Here is an 18,620-nt window from a genome sequence, read left to right as displayed (position 1 = left end):
ATTAATAATACAAATAACCTATTAAGTATTATAATTGTGGGTCGCACTCGTTAATGTCAAAAACATAAGTGCAGAAGTCAGTGAACGGGCAATTTCCAGAAAGCCAACGTTAATCTAATCAATAGTGCCCCTTTTAGTTTCAATCTGATAAGGCGACATTGACATTAACGACGACGATTATGCAAATCAAAATTGCTTTCAAGCGTGGATATATATCAAGGGGTTTCAAAAAGCAAGTTTAAATGGCCAAAGGCAAACGTTAATGTCAATATCTACCCATTCACAAATTATTTAACATTCACTTACATAACTATTAATCAGTTGGGAATAATTTGAAAGATTATCTTCAAAATCAAACATTCGAGATGATAATGTGAAAAAAACAAAAATAATATGCAGCATTGGTCCGGCATCCGATTCAGTTGAGGTAATGAGTAAAATGGTCAACAAAGGTATGGACTGCGCACGTATTAATCTCAGCCATGCCACACACGATTGCATATTGAAAACAATAGACAATATTCGTAATGTGCGTAAAGCCTGCAATGCCCCTATTGCCATTCTGTATGATACAAAAGGATCTGAGTTTCGAACTTTGAAATTTAAAGACGAAGGAGTCTCCCTTCAAAAAGGAGACACCATCAAGATGAGCAAGAACTGCATAGTTGGAAATGAAGAGGAATTCGGAGTAAATCACAGCGAAGCAATTGATTTTATTGAAGTGGGTGACAAGGTCCTCATAGACAATGCATTGCTTGAATTGGAAGTAATCGAGAAGAAAAACGATTATGTCATATTGAAAGCATTGGGAGACGGTAAAATCCAAGACCACAAGACCATTAATGTTCCAGGGGTCGATTTGAAACTGGATTTCATGAGCGAAACAGACAAAAACGACATTACCTTTGCAGCCCAGCACTCCTGCGATTATTTAGCATTATCATTTGTGAATAGAAAAGAAGATGTAATTGAAGCCCGTAAAATAATTGAAGAAGCAGGAGGAGATTCCTGCATCATTTCCAAAATCGAAAGCAACATAGGCATCGAAAACATTGATGAAATCATCGATGAATCCGACGGCATCATGGTTGCCCGGGGAGACCTTGGAGTCGAAGTTCCTATGGAAGAGCTTCCGACACTTCAAAAGAGCATCATCAGAAAATGCCGTGAAAAAGGCAAGTTTGCCATTGTCGCTACAGAAATGCTTGCATCCATGTATGAAAGCCCAAGACCATCAAGAGCAGAGATTTCAGACGTTGCCAATGCAGTATTGGATGGTACTGACTGTGTGATGCTGTCCGGAGAAACCACTGTCGGAAAATATCCGGTAGAGGCAGTTGAAATAATGAGCAGAACATGCAAATATGTGGAATCTACCATTGACTATACCAAACATTTCGAATACAAGGGAGACATAGCCATCAGCGACACCATTGCAAGACTAGTTGTGGGAGCCGTTGAATATACGGACGTCAAGGCAATAGTTACAACTACAATGACAGGATTTACTGCCAGCAGAATCAGTAATCTGAGACCGGACTGTATCATATTGGCCTGCTGTCCGTCCAGCCACATTGCCGAGAAGGTCGTCTTAAACTTTGGTGTGAAACCCGTGATAACAGACATTTACAAAAGCACTGACAAAATGGTTGAAAATGCAAGAAAAATGGCAGAGAAAGAATTTGACCTGAATAAGGGAGATTTAATCATAATAACCGGCGGATTTCCGATAGGTGAGGCAAAAAGAACAAATTACTTAAGAATAATGGAAATCTAAAAACCCAATCGTTAATGTCAAAATTAAAAAAAAGAAGAGGAATCATCCTCTTGTAATGATGCTTATGATGTCGCCGTCCTTAAGCTCATAGTCACTGGCTATGCGCATCTTTGATCTTGCATCAACGGCGTGCATGAACTTATCTCCTATGTCAGTGTGGACAAGATATGCCAGTTCACGAGGATTTGAACCGTTTTTAAGCAGTATTCCATCTGGAAGCACATTGCCCTTCTGGTCAGTGTACTTGTTTTCATCCTGAACAGGGTAGACAACGATTTGGTCAAGCAATTCAAAAATACCGTAGTTTAAAGCATCCTGAACGCCGGTGCTTCCATACTTGTCCAAAATGTTGGTCTGAATATATTCCAAACCCTTAAGCTGAGCTTCAGACAATTCTTCAGGTTTCAATATGTCAAAATGATCATCACCAGGCAAATAGCTAATCAAACCTGCTTTTGCAGCATTTACAAGTGCAAGCTCTGAACCAGCTGAAGTAGGAATGACATTAGGATATTTTGCCTTGATTCTTTCAATGTTTTCCGCTGAAGTCGGAAGATCAGCCTTGTTTGCAATAATCATCATCGGTTTTGCAATATGCAAAATGTTACGGGTAAGTTCAATCAAATCCTCTTCTTCCCATTTGTTGAAGTCAGGTTCAATTGTCCTTTTAGCTTCGATTATATCTTCAATGGCTATTCCTGTACCTGACAGCTGGTCAAACAATACCTTTGCAATGTCAAGGTGTTCAGCACTTATCTTTCTTACAAGCCTTATCCAATTTCTTGACAGGATTCCATACATCCACATTACAATCTCGTTTTCAAGAAAGTCCACATCTTCAAGAGGGTCGTGACTTCCGGCATCGACAGGATTTCCTTCAAGGTCTGTTGAACCTGAAGCATCTATGACATTTATGAATACTTTAGCCTGCATTAAGTCATCTAAAAACTTATTACCTAATCCTTTTCCTTCGTGTGCTCCAGGAACCAATCCTGCAACATCTATCATTTCAATCGGCAATAATCTTTTTCCGTCAAGACAGATTGAATTGTGAGGATTGCATGTAACACCCAATTCCTTACATGGACAATCCTTAATAACATGAGCAACAGCCTTATTCGCATCAATGGTTGTAAATGGATAGTTTGCCATTTCTACACCAGATGCAGTTGCTGAATTGAAAAAAGATGATTTGCCAACATTTGGTTTTCCACAAACTGCAATTTGAAGCATAATAATCACTTAATTTATAATAACATCTAAATGTTTGTATTTAAAATTATAAATAGTTTCAGAAAGTAAACATTATTTAATGAAAGATGAAGATATAGAGCGGCCGGCTGCAATGAAAGTCCGTCAAGGAATTCAGGATGCAATGACCTATTCGCTTCCGGACAAGAAATTTACAGAGAAAAAAATCGACATCGTTGAAGTTGACATCGAACTGAAGAACCTGGGGTGGAATTTTAACAATTACCGTATTTTAAATCTGACCGATATCCATCTCGGCCAGTGGATTAATCCAGAATATCTCGATGAGCTGATTGATTATGCCAACACCTTGAACGTTGACATTGTCACACTTACCGGTGACTACTTTTCATATAATCTGCATGACTATGACAAAGCTCTGGAAAACTCATTGAAAAAGCTGACAGCAAAGGACGGCAAATTCGGAGTTTTGGGAAATCACGACCATTGGATGAGTGCTGAAAGGGTCAGAAATATATTCAAGGCTGCAGACATTGTTGATTTAAGCAATGATGTCCATACCTTTAAAAAAGGTGATGACTGCCTCAATCTCTGTGGAGTCGACTCCAGTACAGTATGTGCCGATGATTTGGACAAGGTAATTGCAAAAATGCCTAAAGACATACCTTCAATATTGCTTGCCCATGAACCTGATTTTGCAAAGCAGTCTTCACAAACAGAATTGTTTGACCTTCAGATTTCAGGCCATTCCCATGGAGGCCAATTCATAATACCTAAATTTGAAACAACCCCCTTCAGAGGTCCGAATTCAACAAGATATCCTGTCGGACTTTATAAGGTCGGCAACATGATTCAGTATACAAGCAAAGGCCTTGGAACAAATTCATTCAGAATAAGAGTCAATTGCAAACCCGAAATTACAATCATAACATTAAAAACCAGTAAAAAGCAGATTATTGAGATAGAATGAGTGCCGGCAAGATTATTCCTTATTTAAAGTCATCCATTACGATTATTTTTGTTGTATTAGCCAACATGATATCAATTTATGCAGTGGATTACATAAGCCAGGACTTCAGCGTTGGCCCATGGTACAATGCAATACTCATCATTATCGCCCTTGCAATAACAAACTCATTGCTATGGCCTCTTTTTCAAAGATTTTTCATGAAAATCATCATTTTCACATTTGGAATTGCAACAATATTCATTAACTGCATAACATTCTATATAGCTGCCTATTTCATTCCGGGAGTTTATGTCGGATTTTACGGAGCGCTTCAGGTTCCGATAGTGATGGCTATATTCACCACATTCGCAACAAACATCACAAACACCAATTATTTCGACGGATACATGAAAACCATCAAGAAATTTGCCCTAAAAAGAAAAACACAATACAAAAAGAGATATCCTGGTGTTATAATGCTTGAAATTGATGGTCTGTCAATCAATACATTGAAAAAGGCTCTTGACAAGGGCATGATGCCTAACCTGAAGAAGTGGCTGGATGAAAAGACACACACATTGAAGGAATGGGAGACTGATTTATCCTCACAAACCGGATCAAGCCAGGCGGGAATATTGCATGGAAACAATGAAAACATCGTTGCATACAGATGGGTTGAAAAAGAAAATGAGAATCATATTATAGTTTCAGGAAAATTGAGTGATGCACCGGAAGTCGAAAGAAGAATAAGCGATGGAGACGGTCTTCTTAAAGATGGAATAAGCATTGCAAACATGTTTTCAGGAGACAGCCCCGAATCAACATTGACATCATCCAAACTTGAAGGGTTAAAGAAAATCTACAGCAAAAGCCTGCACAGCGTATTTTTAGATGCAAACAACTTCCCCAGAATATTTGTCCTGTTCTTGTGGGACATTGTTTTGGAGTTAAAGTCCCAAATGATTCATTATTTAAAAAATATCAACCCCCGCATCAGAAGGTCAATTGTCTATGCGGCAGTAAGGGCAGGGGCAAACGTTGTTTTAAGGGAAGCTACAACACAAGTTTTAACAGGCGAAATATTGACAGGAGACATCGATACCGCATATGCAACCTACATGGGATATGACGAGATAGCACACCACTCCGGAGTGGAGGACATGGACGTTTGGGGTGCTCTAAAGCAGATTGACATGCAATTTCAAAGATTAACATCTGCAATAGACATGAGTGAACGTGACTACAAATTGGTTGTTCTATCAGACCATGGCCAAAGCAAAGGTGCCACATTTAAGCAGAGATACGGAATGACACTTGGAAATTACGTGAGGAGATTGCTTCCGGATGATTTAAAAATGTTCAAAACGGAATACACCATTGACCACTTCAGGGATGCAGTGATTCCTGAAAACAAACAAATCAGAAATCTTAAAAACAAGTTTGGAAATGTTCGTGACGATTTGTTTGAAGAAAACGAATATGTGCAGAGCATAAGGGGGAAAATTGACAGCAGCAAATCTTCAATAATATTTGAAAACGAACAATACCTGAATCTAAGGGAAAGGTATTCCAACAGTTTAGACTACATTAAACGCCATGAAAGTGTGGAACACTCAACAAAAAAAGCAGAAGATTCGGAATTGATTGTTTTAGGCTCAGGAAACCTGGGTTTGATTTACCTCACACAATGGAAACAGCGATTGACCTATGAAGAAATCGTGATGCTGTTTCCGGATTTGATTCCGGGACTTGTAAAGCATCCGGGAATAGGATTCGTTCTTGTGAATTCAATGACAAACGGAGGAATGGTGATTGGAGAGAGTGGAATTTACTATCTTGAAACAGACCGGGTTGTTGGTGAAAATCCACTGATAGGCTTTGGCGAAAATGCCTCCATACATTTGAAAAGGCAGAACGGCTTTAAAAACATGCCGGACATTTTAGTTAACAGCTTTTATGACTCACAAACCGATGAAGTGTGTGCATTCGAAGAGCTGATTGGAAGCCATGGAGGCCTTGGAGGCAATCAGACAAGACCATTTATCATATACCCTTCAGAATGGAATAATCCCGGTGAATTGATTGGTGCTGAATCAATATATGAATTCTTAAAAAAAGAAATTAAGAATTTAGAAAACATCTAAACTCTTTTTAACCAGTAATCAAATATTTCAGAAATCTCCTCATCAAAGCTTATTGTCCTATCCTTGTTTTCCGGAATTGCCTGTGGAAAATCTCTATTCAATCTTATCAGTGTAGTGTTGGGATTATTGTATGTCATCTGTTCAAAAGGATATCTGATTATTGTTGGAGTGTTGAATCCAACTCCCAATTCCAAAAACACTAAATTCTTATCCTCATCGATTGAATTTAAAAACTTATAATACCTTTCAGACATCTGATGCCATTTTTCATCTTCAACAAAGAAACTGTCCTTTCTTACATTGATTTCCATATTGCCTCCACAGACTGGACATACCGGAACCAGTTCAGACGGAATCCTGCAGTCTTCGGTTTTTTCAAGCGCTTCAAAAACCAGATCCTCATTTGAATACAGTTTATCGTGACATCCCTTTTCGCACTGCATGAGCCCATAGTCACCCTGTGTTGCGAAGATTCGCTCATCTTCAAAACCGTTTATCCAAAACTGATGCTCAACATTTGTTGTAAGGACAAAATAATCCTTATTCTTAACCAGTTCCAGCAATTGTTCATATAATTTGGTTTTTCCAACCGAATACCTGTTCACATAGACATGACGTGCCCAATGAGCCCATTTTTCCTCCTGTGTTTGATACGGATAGAATGTTGCTGAGTACATGTCCTGTACCCCATACTTTTCAATGAAATCCTGGAAATTATCATCAAAACGCTTGCCCGAATATTCAAGACCTGCAGCTGCAGAAAAACCGGCACCCGCACCGATAAGAATATAATCAGCATTTTCAATAGCTTCAAAAGCATTATCCAATCTTTGAACGAAACGGTCCATTATTCATCACCCCATAACAAATTTTTATAAATCAGATAGTCGCCGTCATCAAATACATCAAAAATCACGCATTTCAAACAGGAATCATTTGAATTCAAATACTCCTCAACGGTTTCAATGGCAATCTGTGCCGCTAAACCCTTCGGGAAATTGAAAACTCCTGTTGAAATGCAGCAAAATGCCAATGACTCAAGTTCATTTTCATCGGCAATTTCCATACATGCCTTATAACAGCTTGCAAGCGCTTCGCAATCTGTGTGTGAAGGTTTTGAACCCTGTGGAATTGCAGGTCCGACAGTGTGAATCACATGCTTTGAAGGAAGGTTATAAGCAGGAGTGATTTTAGCGCGTCCGACTGCCTCGTCCCTTCCCTGGGCTTTCATTATTTCATCGCAGGCCAACCTCAGCTGAACGCCTGCAGAGGAATGTATGACATTATCGATGCAGTTGTGCATAGGTATGAAGCATCCTAGCAGTTTTGAATTGGCCGCATTGACGATGGCATCGACTTTCAATGTGGTAATGTCGCCCTGCCAAAGTGCAATTCTGCCTTTAACCTCCTCAATATCGTTTGGAGATGTCAATGTCTTATTCAATGTTTCAGCGGTCAAATAGTCATCCTGAATCTTTAGAAATTCATCAGACACTTCACCAGGCATTCTTATATTCATCAATGCCCTAAACAAACCCTTTTTGCTTTGAAGGTCATGTGGAATGTCTGTGAAATCATTTCTCTCGTCAAGCAAATAGTCTATTAAAAAATCCAACTGTTCTGTTGTATTCATATTTCATCCCCCTTAAATTCGATTAATAATAATTTATTTTGGTTATTTAAATGATTTTTGTAACCTAAAAGCAACCGGGTTACCTGAAAGTAACTGAAAAAAGATATATAATATTTAAACAAAGTATTATTATGAACTTCGAAAAAACAGTCTGTCCTGTCGATAAAACCTTAAACCTAATTAACAAGAAATGGAGCATCCAAATTATCCGTGACATGTTTTTCGGAAAGAAGCATTTCAAGGAATTCAAGGAGGACAAGCCAAAATTAAGCAATAAGGTATTGTCAAACTGCCTTAAGGAACTGGAAGAAAACGGGCTGATTGAAAAGGTCGTCGTGAACACCACACCGGTTACAACAGAATATTACCTGACCGAATACGGCAAATCCATGAACAGAATCGTTTACGAACTGGCAATGTTTACATTGCACGATGAAAACGACAACAGCTATTCGGATGAGACCCGTGAGGAATTGAAAGAGACTTTCAAAGAAAGATTGGAAATTGATGGTTAAAATGTGTGGAAAAATTTATATTATTGGAATTGGACCAGGTTCAAGCGAATACTTAACCAAAAAGGCAGTTGATACCGTTAAGGCCAGTGACTACACCGTCGGAAGCACACGCGCAATCGAACTGTTTGATGACGTTCAAAATACAATTGCATTCAACGTCAAGGAACTTGTCGACACATTGAAAAAAGGAGTCCAGCTGGCTTATGACGGAAATACGGTGTCAATATTATCAACAGGAGATCCGGGCTTTTCAGGAGTTTTGAATACCGTTTTGAGATTATCCGGTGAAATCGGTTTTCCAAAGGAAAGCATTGAAGTCATTCCAGGAATCAGTTCGCTTCAGCTTGCGGCCGCCAGATGCCACATACAATGGGACAATGCCAATGTAATGACATTCCATGGTCGGGAAAACATTGAAGAGATTCTGCCGGTGATAAACAATGGAAAGACCACCATTGCGCTTCCTTCAAGAAAGGTGAAGGACATGGCGCAGTTTTTGCTTGACAATGGTGTTGAGCCGACACGTAAAGTTGTCGTATGTGAACGCCTCAGCTATCCTGATGAAAGAATTGTCGAGGCCACATTGAATGACATTGCCACAAGCGAATTTACCTATATGTGCATTATGGTCATATATTAGAACTATTGATGTCCTAAATTCATTTTAAAAAGCATTTACGATTTGTTTTAAAGATTAAAGCATTTATATCATAGAAGGCATACTTTGATTGTTGATTTTGAAATGAAATTGACAATCAAGGTAGATACTATGAATAGAAAAATAAACACCATAGCGTTCATTTTCTTATTAGTTTTTTTGATATCTGCCGTTTCAGCGGCAAATAATGAAAATGAAACCGTAACAAGTATACAGCAACCGGAATATGAAGAATTATATCAAGCAACCATAGAAAACAGCGATGAACTTCAAGCAACAGAAGATGTAGAAAAATTAAGCGCAAGCGAAAATACTGTAAAGTCGTCTACCGTGACAAAGAAGAAACCCACACTGACCGCACCGGACGTGAAAATGTATTATAAGGACGGCAGCAAATTTACAGTGACACTGAAATACAACAAAAAGGTAATCTCAAATGCGAAGGTTCAAATCAAAATCAACGGAGAAACCTTCACAAAGACAACTGACAAGAAGGGAAAGGCTTCAATAAACCTCAACTATAAAAGCGGAACATACTCAGTGTTAAGCTCATGTGGCGGAAACAATGAATTTGAGGCCTGCAGCGCCAAAAGTACCGTAACAATAAAAAGCACAATAAAATGCAGCGACTTTTCGAAATACTACAAGAACACGGCAAAATATTCCGCAACATTCTATGACAAGAAAGGAAAGCTTATCAAAAATACACAGGTAAAGATTAAGCTGAACGGGAAAACATACTCTGTTAAAACAAACAGCAAAGGCATTGGAAAGCTTTCCATTGACCTGAAGCCTGGAAAATACAGCATTTCAGTTACAAACTCGAAAACATCGGAAAGCATTCAGAAAACCGTGACAATCAAATCGCTGATTGAAACAAGCGATCTGACATTCAATGAAACACAAAAGGGAAAATTCACCGTGAAAATATTGAACAGCTACGGAAAGGCATCTCCAAACAAAAAGGTAACCGTTAAAGTGAACGGGAAAACATACACCGCAAAGACAAACAAAAACGGAATTGCAGGGATTGAATTGAGTTTGGATGGGGGAAAATATACAATAACAACCGAATATGACGGGCTTAAGGTCAGCAATAAGATAACAGTCAACAAGCAGATTCGACCCACCACATTTACTCACACCACCCTTATTCCAGATTACGTCAACGTGACATGCAATTACGTATATGAAAACACCGTATATTCCCTTAAGACCGGAATCAACGGAATCATAAAAATGCCAAAAAATGAGATTTTTACCGTACAGATTGGCAATAAAAGCCAATTGTTTTCAAACATCAGGATTGATGGTGTCAATTCAATAGTGATTGGCTATAAAAGTCATCTGGTGCCTTTTGACGGCGGTGCAATTCAAAGCGACAAGAACAAAAGCAAATTGAAGGGCAATGGAATAATCATCTCAAATGCAAACGGATTTACCCAAATCGACTACCGGTCAAATACCGGCGATAATGTGGAACTGTTCGGATTTTATGCAGACAAGGGGCAATTCAACGGAGAAGTATTGACATATATGCAAAATGACAAGATCACCGCAAAGGTAGGTATTATGACACAAAGCTTTGATGAAATGGGATTGAGATACAGCCTGGCCAAATATTATCAGAAGACCATATATGATTTCAACTACAAAAGCTACGATGAAATTACAACTCACAATACAAAATCAATAAAATTTGTAAATACGAACACTCCAGTGACATTTACCTATTTTGGAAGAAGCATTGAAGGATACGTTTCCAAGGAAGACATCATTACAAAATTCTTTGTCAATGGAAAAGCGGAACTTGAAAAAGGAGAAACAATCAGCTACGGCCTTGCAGACAAGTACCGCAAAACCGTGGGCTTTGAAGTGCTTCAGGCATACAGCATCATCAACGAAAAGATAACACCAGCAATACTGAAGGATTGGATTGGCAAAAACAAGCTTTACAAGGACAGGTTTGGAGTCATGAACGTTTACGGAATGCATCTTGCATCCCTAGAAACAGCATGGCTTGCAGACAAACTGGCCGACGAGTATGCAGGCAAATTTGACGTGACATGGAAGAGAGGCCATACAGTGACCATTTTAGGAGGAATAAATCTTGATGACACATATCTGAACATCTTAAATGCAGATATGGGAATGGACGTTAAGGGCAGTGCCGAGGATGCTGTTCTGTTCAGATTCATCAATTCCCTGCAATTGCCCAATCTGGAGGAATACAGTCTGGAAGACATTTCATCAAGATTTATGAACTTTACTACAAATTCACAGGACAACATGCTCATTGCCATAAGCAAAAGCAAAACAGGAATTACACAAATTGGAGAAATGCTGTATCTGTTTGCTGAAGACAAAAGCAACTCAGCAATCATCGTCAACACCACAAGCGGCGTCGTTAATGTCATCTATTCCAACGGCAATGCAACATACAAAGGAGCATCGATTAAAACCGTGTGTGACTGCTGCAGCATTACCAAACTGCCTGCCGACCAGATTTCAGGACTGGAAAAAGCATTGAACATGTTTTCATCAGCAAAAACAAAAATAACAGAACTGTTTGATCAAATCCATCCGATGAGTAAAATGGCATATAAGGTTTTGACATTCATTGGTGGAAAAACCATACAAGGAGCAACAAAGGCTGTTTTAAGCATTCTTGGAACAATGGTCTTCATACAGCAGGTTGGAGTTGACGCAAGAAACGAATTCGTTGAAGACAAATACTGGCATTCGGTAATGGACACAATTACATTCACCAGACCGGGATATCAGCAGAACAAGAAGGTATACAACATTCCAAACAGCAAGGGCGGATACGATTTCATTGAAGTTGAAATCAAAAGTGACCTTACTTTAAATAGGGATAATGCAAAATATATTAGTGATGGGAAAACAAGAAACCTGACAAAAACCGAAACTTACAAGTATTTCAGCGACGAGACCTGGAGCCCATTTAATGTTCCAACAAAATACTGGGACAAGAGTTGGAGTGCAATCAAATGAAAATCATAGACTACTTTAAAAAACAATCAAGAATAATGCAGATATTGGACATAATATTCATCATATGTCTCATATATGAAATCATTTTGGTAAGCTTAAACATGCCGTTCAATGGCGTGGTTACAACAATTATGGGCATCATCATATTTGTGAATGCTGTCAAATACCTGACAAAATAAATCAAAAGGCGATCTGATGAACAAAACAGAATTGATATTTACAGGAATTGCAATTGTGATATTGCTGATATGCGCATCCCAAATGCCGGAATATTCATTTGTATTCCTGTTTTTACTGGCTTTGGCTATAATATACCTGTTAATGAATCTTTTAGCAAGATACAGGACAAAATATGAAAACAGGATATTGTCAATCCTATTTTGTGTAGCTGGAATAATCCTTTTTATAATCTATTTCGTGAATTCCGTTTTCATGGACTTCACCAACAAGGGATCGACTTCAGATAGCCTGCTGATATTGGCATTGTTTGCAATAACAATGTTTTTAGGATGGTTTTTTGAAGAAAAAAAAGGATAGAAGTTAAAATAATTAATTTATTTTAACTTATTTTTTATTTTTTTAAAGTTGTATGGCTTGCTGGACAACTTCATCGTTGTCTTCATCGTCATACAGGATGTGAGCCAATTTCAACAATTTTTCCTGACCTTTGACCTCGTCCTTGAACAGAGGAACTTCAGCAATGTGCTGGTCAGGGAACTTCTGGTCGATTAATGCCAAACGTTTTTGCTGCAGCTTGTGTCTTGAATGGCAGAAATCGCAATCACAAATGTCAGGCATCACCTGATTGACAATGACGCTGTCAACGGTAATGTCATGTTTGCTCAAAGCTTCAAGAGCCCTTTCTGATTCGTAAATGGACATTTCCTCAGGGATTACGACCATCTTGAATGTGGTTCTGTCGGAATCGGACAATACTTCTTTTGCCTTGTCGATTTGCTCTTTGGTTCTTTTCAAATCTTCAGAAGTCTGAGGATTGTCAACTGCATCCATGAACGGCATGATTTTTTTAAGTGCATTTGTTGCAGAGCCCAGTTTTGCCTTAAGCATCATCATTTTACCTACCCAGGAATCCATGATTTCAGGGAAGGACAATAATCTTAATGTGTGGCCTGTCGGTGCTGTATCAAACACTACAACATCATATTCATCGGAATTCATTACAGCCATGAACATTTCAAATGCTGCCGCTTCGTCAGCTCCCGGTGAAGAGGATGCCATATCCAGCTGGTCGGAGAGGAAATCCATTCCTAAAAGCCCACCGTCAGTATCGGGATTAGCTGCCTTTTCAGCTTCAAGCTGTGCCTGCTTTTGAGCCATTGCAACTTCAGGATCGATTTCAACAGCAAACAGGTTTGTCTTGATTTCACGAGGATAGTTGCCGATTGGAACTTCAAGTGAATCGGACAATGAATGTGCAGGGTCAGTTGATACAATTAAAGTCTTTTTACCTTGTTCAGCCAACCATAAAGCAGTTGCAGAGGATATTGAAGTTTTACCAACACCTCCTTTTCCGCCTACAAAAATGAAAGTTGTTTTATCTTTATTAAATTTAAAATAATCTTTAAATGCCAATAGATTACCTCCATTAATTAAAATTACTTTTAGTAACTAAATGTTATTTTAATTTTTCTTAGTATATAAAGTTAGTTATTTTACCAGGATTGCAATTTTTCTTTCATTGCAGTGCCGTGAAAATTACAACTCGATAGAAGATTGAAAATCAGTTATCCCATTTTCCAAAATACCATTCATCATCAATTTTTACAAAGCTTGCAACGGTATTCAATGTCCATTTCCCCTTTATTCCATAAACCTTGGCCGTTAATGTGACATCCGCTATCAAAGATGCATTCTCATCATCATCCCAAAGGATTGTCGGATCTTCAATTTCAGACCTGTAGTAGTTCAATGTCCCATCCATCACTTCACCAATGAATTCCTCTTTGGATTGGGTTTTTCCGGACATGTGGACCAATTGGTAATCATCAAGGATTATATCATTAAGCTTTTCCTTATCTTTGTCAATCAGGGCTTTTTGAAACTCAATGAATCTGTTAAGAATTTCATTATCAACATCGGAAAATGATTTTTCGCAAATAAGTTCTACATTCATCATCAATTAATATATAAATTAATAATGACATATTAGTTTATGTATAAATGATTTGAAGGTTGGTGAAAATATTAGTGAAATACCAGACATAGACCTAGAAAAGACAAAAACGGATATTGTTGATTTTATAAAATCCAAAGTCAGCGAATCCAAAACCAACGGAATCGTTGTCGGATTAAGCGGTGGAATCGATTCCACATTGACAGCTTATCTTGCATGTGAAGCCGTTGGCAGCGAAAACGTGTTTGGAATTGTCCTGCCATCCAGTACAACACCAGCTGAAGATACAGTTCATGGAGCCGAAATAGCGAAAAAGCTTGGAATCGATTACAGGCAAATAGCAATCGACGGCATTTTAAATGAATTTTTATTAAAGACACAACTTGAAGAAAACGATTTGGCCATTGGAAACCTCAAGGCCAGAATCAGAATGTCAATCATTTATTATTTTGCAAATCATAAAAATTACCTGGTCAGCGGAACCGGAAATAAAAGTGAAATCCTGATTGGCTATTTCACAAAGCATGGAGATGGCGCATGCGATATGGAGCCTATCGGAGATTTGTACAAAAGCGAAGTTTTCAAGCTAGGCGAATATATGGGCCTTCCTGAGGAAATTGTTACAAAACCTCCCCGTGCAGGATTATGGAAAGGCCAGACCGACGAGGCTGAAATAGGAATGGGCTATGATTTGCTTGATCAAATTCTTTATCTCTATGCCGATAAAGACATGAAAAACACTGAAATAGCAGACAAGCTAAATATTTCAGTAGATGATGTTGATATGATTATTACAAAAGTCATCAGGAGCGAACACAAAAGCAAAGTTCCTGAAATTCCTTTAAAAACTATATTATAATGGTGATTTGGTGAGTGAAAATATAGAGAAAAAATGGCAAAAAAAGTGGGCTGATGCAAAACTTTTTGAATCAAACCCGGATGAAAGGGAAAAACTGTTCATTACAGTAGCGTTCCCATACCCTAGTGGTGCAATGCATATCGGTCACGGACGTACATACACCGTGCCTGATGTATATGCAAGATTTAAAAGAATGGAAGGCTACAACGTACTGTTCCCAATGGCATGGCACGTAACCGGTGCTCCCGTTATTGGAATAGCCGACAGAATCAAAAGAAAAGACCCATGGACACTTGATTTATACGAAAGGGTTCATGGAGTTCCAAAAGAAACCCTGCCTCAACTTGAAGACCCGGAATTTATCGTGAAATACTTCTCAACAGAATATCACGAAGTAATGGAAGAAATGGGTTATTCAATCGACTGGAGAAGGGAATTCAGAACAATCGACCCTACATATAAAAAGTTCATAGAATGGCAGATTACAACCCTTCACGACAAAGGCCTGGTTGCAAAAGGAGAACACCCTGTAAAATACTGTCCAAACTGTGACAATCCTGTTGGAGACCACGACCTGCTTGAAGGTGAAGGGGTTGGAGTCAACGAATTGACCCTGTTGAAATTCCCGATCGGTGACAAAATCCTTGTAACCGCAACTTTAAGGCCTGAAACAATCGTTGGCGCAACCAACATCTGGCTGAATCCTGATGTTGAGTATGTCCTGGTTGATGCCGAAGGCGAAAATTGGGTCATCACAAAAGAAGCTCACTACAATTTACAGCACCAAATTAAAGACTTGAAAATTATATCCGAAATCGACCCTAACGATTTGATTGGAAAAATGGCTACAAATCCGTTTACTGGCGATGAATTGCCAATTTTCCCAGCAAGCTTTGTAAGCGCATCATACGGTAGTGGTGTGGTATTCTCAGAACCTGCAGATGCACCTGCCGACTACATTGCACTTCAAGACCTGAAAAACAACGATGAACTGATAGCAAAATACAATCTTGAAGGAATTATCGAAAATGTGGTCCCTATTCCTGTATGTACCCTCAAGGGCTATGGGGAAATCCCTGCTGCAGACATCATTGAAAGACTCGGAATTACCGACCAGAACGATGAAAAATTGCATGAAGCTACAAATGAACTGTACAAAGCACAGCACAGTAAAGGAACCATCATAGAATCAATTCCTGGCTTTGGCGGAATGAAAGTCCGCTTTGCACGTGAAGAACTGAAAGAGAAATTGATCAACGACAACATGGCAACAATCATGTATGACTTTGCCGAAAGGCCCGTAGTGTGCAGATGCGGAAACAACTGTGTCGTCAAGATTATGGACAACCAATGGTTCATGAAATACGGAAACGAAGAATGGACCGAAAAGACCTTGAAAGTCCTTGAAGGCGAAACAATCATTCCAAAAGAACTTAAAAGCAACTTTGAATATTACATCAACTGGCTTGACGATTGGGCATGCTCCAGGAAAGTGGGTCTTGGAACAAGACTTCCTTGGGACAATCAATGGTTAATCGAGCCATTGACAGACTCAACAATCTACATGTCATACTATGCAATCGCCAAATACTTAAGGGACATGAACCCTGACGACTTGACCCCTGCATTCTTCGATAAGGTCTTGCTTGACAAGGACTCAGGTGAGCTCACCGTTCCTGCCGACAAGGTGGCTGAAATCCAAAACGAATTCAACTACTGGTATCCTCTTGACTGGAGACTCTCCGCAAAGGACCTGGTAGGTAACCACTTAAGCTTTTTGATGTTTGCCCACAGTGCAATCTATCCTGAAGAAAAATGGCCTAAAGGAACCGTAGTGTTTGGAATGGGTCTTTTGGAAGGAAACAAAATGTCATCCTCAAAAGGAAATGTGATTCTTTTAAAAGATGCAATCAGAGACTATACCGCTGATGTGGTAAGGCTTTTCCTTATGGCTTCAGCCGAACCATGGCAAGACTTTGACTGGAGAGAAAAGGAAGTTCTCGGAACTAAAAGAAGACTTGGATGGTTCAGAGAATTTGCAGCCAAAATCGAAGAGATGAAAGGCTCCGATTTGGATTTAAGCAATATCGAAAAGGTTGAACTGACCCGTACCATCGATTTGTGGATGATAAGTCAACTCAACCAGCATATCAAAAGGTCAACTGAAGCATTGGAAGTCTTCCAAACAAGACAGGCCCTTCAGGAATCATTGTTCCTGCTTAAAAAAGATGTGGATCACTATATGTACAGAGTAAAACATTTAATTGACTCACAGGACCCTGCAATCATCTATGTTTTATCAACTGTCCTTGAAGCATGGATCAGGCTTTTAGCGCCGTTTACTCCACACACTTCAGAAGAGCTATGGAGTACATACGGTGGTGAAGGCTTTGTAAGCGAAGCCGCATGGCCTGAATATGACGAATCATCAGTGAGTGTGGAAATAGAAAAATCCGAAGAGTTTGTGCAAAATATCATAAAAGACATCGCACAAATCAAAAAGATGGTGAAAGGAGACATTTCCAAAGTGCACGTTTACCTTGCTCCTGACTGGAAATGGGAATTGTACAAAATAGCTGATGAAGTTGGAAAACCTGATATCGGCCAGATTATGGGAAGAGCCATTGGAGCCAACATTTACGATGACAAAAAGGAAATCGCAATGGTGGCTAAAAAAATCGGTAAGGAAATGACCAAAACCAAATACATCGGTAAGATCAATGAAGCTGAAATCCTCAATGATGCATTGGACTACATTACCGAAGAAGCTGGAGAAGAGGTCATCATACACATCGACGATTCCTATGACCCACAAAACAAGGCCAGAAATGCAATGCCTTATAAGCCGGCAATATTTATGGAATAATCTAATTATTCCAACCCTTTTATTTATCAAAAAATACCATTAAACTAATTTGAACATCAAAAGGAGGATTTTAAAAATGAATAGGAAATTGTTCACAGTGCTGTTGGTTGCGGTCTTTTTAGTCGCAAGCGTCAGTTTCATTTCTGCTGCGGATGCATCAGATGACGGAACCGACTCCTCAAAAACAATTTCAGTTAAAATCAACTGGAATGGCGACAGTCAAACTGACAGACCAGCATCCATAACTGTAAACCTGATTAAAGATGGAAAGGTTGTTGACAGTAAAAAATTAAGTGCCGACAACTCATGGTCAGCGAAATTTACCGTTGGCGAAGACGGAAGTTATTCCGTAAAACAGGTCGAAAGCCTTTCAGATTATTCCATTTCAACAAGCGGAAGTGCTTCAAGCGGATTTGTAATTACAAACACTCTTAAAGAGGATGCATTGGGAAGCGCAAATGATGAGAATTTACAGGCTGATGACAATAACGCCCAGAATGACAGCGACTCAAATGAAGCGTTAGGTACTGACGAAAACAACACTACAGAAGAAAATGAAACCGAAGAGGGTGAAACAGACACAAACACTACTGATGAAAACGAAACGGAAACTACAGGTGATGACAGTCCAATAACAACTTCACCAAACAAAGAAAAAACAGAAGTCGTTAAGAAAGTAGAGAAAAAGGTTATCAAAAAAACTGATAAAAAACCTAAACAGGCCACAAAAACACAACTAAGAAATACAGGTATTCCTGTCATCGTTTTAGTCATTGTGGCATTTGCAGCTGCGTTTGTTCCATTTTCACGTAAAAAATAATTGAGTAGATGATTATCATCTACAATTTTTTCTTTTTA

At 38.9% G+C, this 18,620-nt stretch carries 16 protein-coding genes; 11 read left to right on the top strand and 5 right to left on the bottom strand.

Annotation, left to right across the window (positions count from 1 at the left end):
• The first annotated feature begins 373 nt into the window (after positions 1 to 373).
• The gene (pyk, locus tag Q0W26_RS01660) at positions 374 to 1,777 is read left to right on the top strand and encodes a pyruvate kinase (RefSeq protein ID WP_298521685.1); all 1,404 of its coding nucleotides are present in this window, start codon (positions 374 to 376) and stop codon (positions 1,775 to 1,777) included.
• Positions 1,778 to 1,819: 42 nt separating this feature from the next.
• On the opposite strand, the gene Q0W26_RS01655 is transcribed toward pyk, so the two are convergent.
• Positions 1,820 to 3,010: a redox-regulated ATPase YchF gene (locus tag Q0W26_RS01655; RefSeq protein WP_298521684.1), complete on the bottom strand. Its 1,191-nt coding sequence runs from the start codon at positions 3,008 to 3,010 to the stop codon at positions 1,820 to 1,822.
• A gap of 79 nt (positions 3,011 to 3,089) precedes the next feature.
• Between Q0W26_RS01655 and Q0W26_RS01650 the strand changes: the two genes are divergently transcribed.
• Entirely contained in the window at positions 3,090 to 3,959 is an 870-nt protein-coding gene (locus tag Q0W26_RS01650) for a metallophosphoesterase (protein ID WP_298521683.1), read from the top strand.
• Positions 3,956 to 6,082: a phage holin family protein gene (locus Q0W26_RS01645; RefSeq protein WP_298521681.1), complete on the top strand. Its 2,127-nt coding sequence runs from the start codon at positions 3,956 to 3,958 to the stop codon at positions 6,080 to 6,082. The genes Q0W26_RS01650 and Q0W26_RS01645 overlap by 4 nt, the downstream gene beginning before the upstream one ends.
• Here Q0W26_RS01645 and Q0W26_RS01640 read toward each other — a convergent pair.
• Positions 6,079 to 6,930, bottom strand: a complete 852-nt coding sequence (locus Q0W26_RS01640; RefSeq protein WP_298521680.1) for a hypothetical protein — start codon at positions 6,928 to 6,930, stop codon at positions 6,079 to 6,081. The genes Q0W26_RS01645 and Q0W26_RS01640 overlap by 4 nt on opposite strands.
• Positions 6,930 to 7,715, bottom strand: a complete 786-nt coding sequence (locus tag Q0W26_RS01635; protein WP_298521679.1) for a protein-ADP-ribose hydrolase — start codon at positions 7,713 to 7,715, stop codon at positions 6,930 to 6,932. The genes Q0W26_RS01640 and Q0W26_RS01635 overlap by 1 nt, the downstream gene beginning before the upstream one ends.
• Before the next feature lie 131 nt (positions 7,716 to 7,846).
• Here Q0W26_RS01635 and Q0W26_RS01630 point away from each other — a divergent pair, with 131 nt between their 5' ends.
• The 5 genes from Q0W26_RS01630 to Q0W26_RS01610 all read left to right on the top strand — a co-directional run bounded on the left by Q0W26_RS01630 (position 7,847) and on the right by Q0W26_RS01610 (position 12,440).
• Positions 7,847 to 8,230, top strand: coding sequence for a helix-turn-helix domain-containing protein (locus Q0W26_RS01630; protein ID WP_298521678.1), 384 nt, complete (start codon positions 7,847 to 7,849; stop codon positions 8,228 to 8,230).
• 1 nt (position 8,231) lies between these two features.
• Positions 8,232 to 8,870: a cobalt-precorrin-7 (C(5))-methyltransferase gene (locus Q0W26_RS01625; protein ID WP_298521677.1), complete on the top strand. Its 639-nt coding sequence runs from the start codon at positions 8,232 to 8,234 to the stop codon at positions 8,868 to 8,870.
• Between the two features lie 129 nt (positions 8,871 to 8,999).
• Positions 9,000 to 11,903 carry a hypothetical protein gene (locus Q0W26_RS01620; RefSeq protein ID WP_298521675.1) on the top strand — a complete coding sequence of 968 codons (2,904 nt, stop codon included), beginning with the start codon at positions 9,000 to 9,002 and terminating at the stop codon, positions 11,901 to 11,903.
• A complete protein-coding gene (locus Q0W26_RS01615) occupies positions 11,900 to 12,082 on the top strand; it encodes a hypothetical protein (protein WP_298521674.1) in 183 nt (60 codons plus the stop codon). Before Q0W26_RS01620 ends, Q0W26_RS01615 begins: the two co-directional genes overlap by 4 nt.
• 16 nt (positions 12,083 to 12,098) lie before the next feature.
• Complete coding sequence (locus Q0W26_RS01610; RefSeq protein WP_298521673.1) at positions 12,099 to 12,440, top strand: hypothetical protein; 342 nt, start codon at positions 12,099 to 12,101, stop codon at positions 12,438 to 12,440.
• Positions 12,441 to 12,482: 42 nt separating this feature from the next.
• Here Q0W26_RS01610 and Q0W26_RS01605 read toward each other — a convergent pair whose 3' ends face one another.
• Both Q0W26_RS01605 and Q0W26_RS01600 read right to left on the bottom strand, forming a co-directional pair.
• Positions 12,483 to 13,496, bottom strand: a complete 1,014-nt coding sequence (locus tag Q0W26_RS01605; RefSeq protein WP_298521672.1) for an ArsA family ATPase — start codon at positions 13,494 to 13,496, stop codon at positions 12,483 to 12,485.
• Positions 13,497 to 13,644: 148 nt separating this feature from the next.
• A complete protein-coding gene (locus Q0W26_RS01600; protein WP_298521671.1) occupies positions 13,645 to 14,040 on the bottom strand; it encodes a nuclear transport factor 2 family protein in 396 nt (131 codons plus the stop codon).
• 67 nt (positions 14,041 to 14,107) lie between these two features.
• On the opposite strand from Q0W26_RS01600, the gene Q0W26_RS01595 reads away from it, so the two are divergent.
• The 3 genes from Q0W26_RS01595 to Q0W26_RS01585 all read left to right on the top strand — a co-directional run bounded on the left by Q0W26_RS01595 (position 14,108) and on the right by Q0W26_RS01585 (position 18,582).
• On the top strand, positions 14,108 to 14,896 hold the full coding sequence (locus Q0W26_RS01595) for an NAD+ synthase (RefSeq protein WP_342765323.1): 789 nt from the start codon (positions 14,108 to 14,110) through the stop codon (positions 14,894 to 14,896).
• 10 nt (positions 14,897 to 14,906) lie between these two features.
• Positions 14,907 to 17,762, top strand: coding sequence for a leucine--tRNA ligase (gene leuS, locus Q0W26_RS01590; RefSeq protein WP_298521669.1), 2,856 nt, complete (start codon positions 14,907 to 14,909; stop codon positions 17,760 to 17,762).
• A 76-nt stretch (positions 17,763 to 17,838) separates the two neighbouring features.
• Positions 17,839 to 18,582 (top strand): Cna B-type domain-containing protein, encoded by a 744-nt coding sequence (locus Q0W26_RS01585; protein WP_298521668.1) that lies wholly within the window; start codon positions 17,839 to 17,841, stop codon positions 18,580 to 18,582.
• Positions 18,583 to 18,620: the final 38 nt, after the last annotated feature.

This window comes from uncultured Methanobrevibacter sp. (assembly GCF_947169325.1).
GTDB lineage: Archaea > Methanobacteriota > Methanobacteria > Methanobacteriales > Methanobacteriaceae > Methanocatella.
Note: the sequence above shows the minus strand (reverse complement) of the source record. Positions and strands in the feature narration are given on the sequence as shown.

Coding starts and splice junctions, on each gene's coding strand:
- Q0W26_RS01655 (WP_298521684.1), bottom strand. CDS start 3,010: ATGCTTCAAATTGCAGTTTGTGGAAAACCAAATGTTGGCAAATCATCT.
- Q0W26_RS01625 (WP_298521677.1), top strand. CDS start 8,232: ATGTGTGGAAAAATTTATATTATTGGAATTGGACCAGGTTCAAGCGAA.
- Q0W26_RS01615 (WP_298521674.1), top strand. CDS start 11,900: ATGAAAATCATAGACTACTTTAAAAAACAATCAAGAATAATGCAGATA.
- Q0W26_RS01620 (WP_298521675.1), top strand. CDS start 9,000: ATGAATAGAAAAATAAACACCATAGCGTTCATTTTCTTATTAGTTTTT.
- Q0W26_RS01645 (WP_298521681.1), top strand. CDS start 3,956: ATGAGTGCCGGCAAGATTATTCCTTATTTAAAGTCATCCATTACGATT.
- Q0W26_RS01640 (WP_298521680.1), bottom strand. CDS start 6,930: ATGGACCGTTTCGTTCAAAGATTGGATAATGCTTTTGAAGCTATTGAA.
- Q0W26_RS01600 (WP_298521671.1), bottom strand. CDS start 14,040: ATGATGAATGTAGAACTTATTTGCGAAAAATCATTTTCCGATGTTGAT.
- Q0W26_RS01635 (WP_298521679.1), bottom strand. CDS start 7,715: ATGAATACAACAGAACAGTTGGATTTTTTAATAGACTATTTGCTTGAC.
- Q0W26_RS01630 (WP_298521678.1), top strand. CDS start 7,847: ATGAACTTCGAAAAAACAGTCTGTCCTGTCGATAAAACCTTAAACCTA.
- Q0W26_RS01650 (WP_298521683.1), top strand. CDS start 3,090: ATGAAAGATGAAGATATAGAGCGGCCGGCTGCAATGAAAGTCCGTCAA.
- Q0W26_RS01585 (WP_298521668.1), top strand. CDS start 17,839: ATGAATAGGAAATTGTTCACAGTGCTGTTGGTTGCGGTCTTTTTAGTC.
- Q0W26_RS01610 (WP_298521673.1), top strand. CDS start 12,099: ATGAACAAAACAGAATTGATATTTACAGGAATTGCAATTGTGATATTG.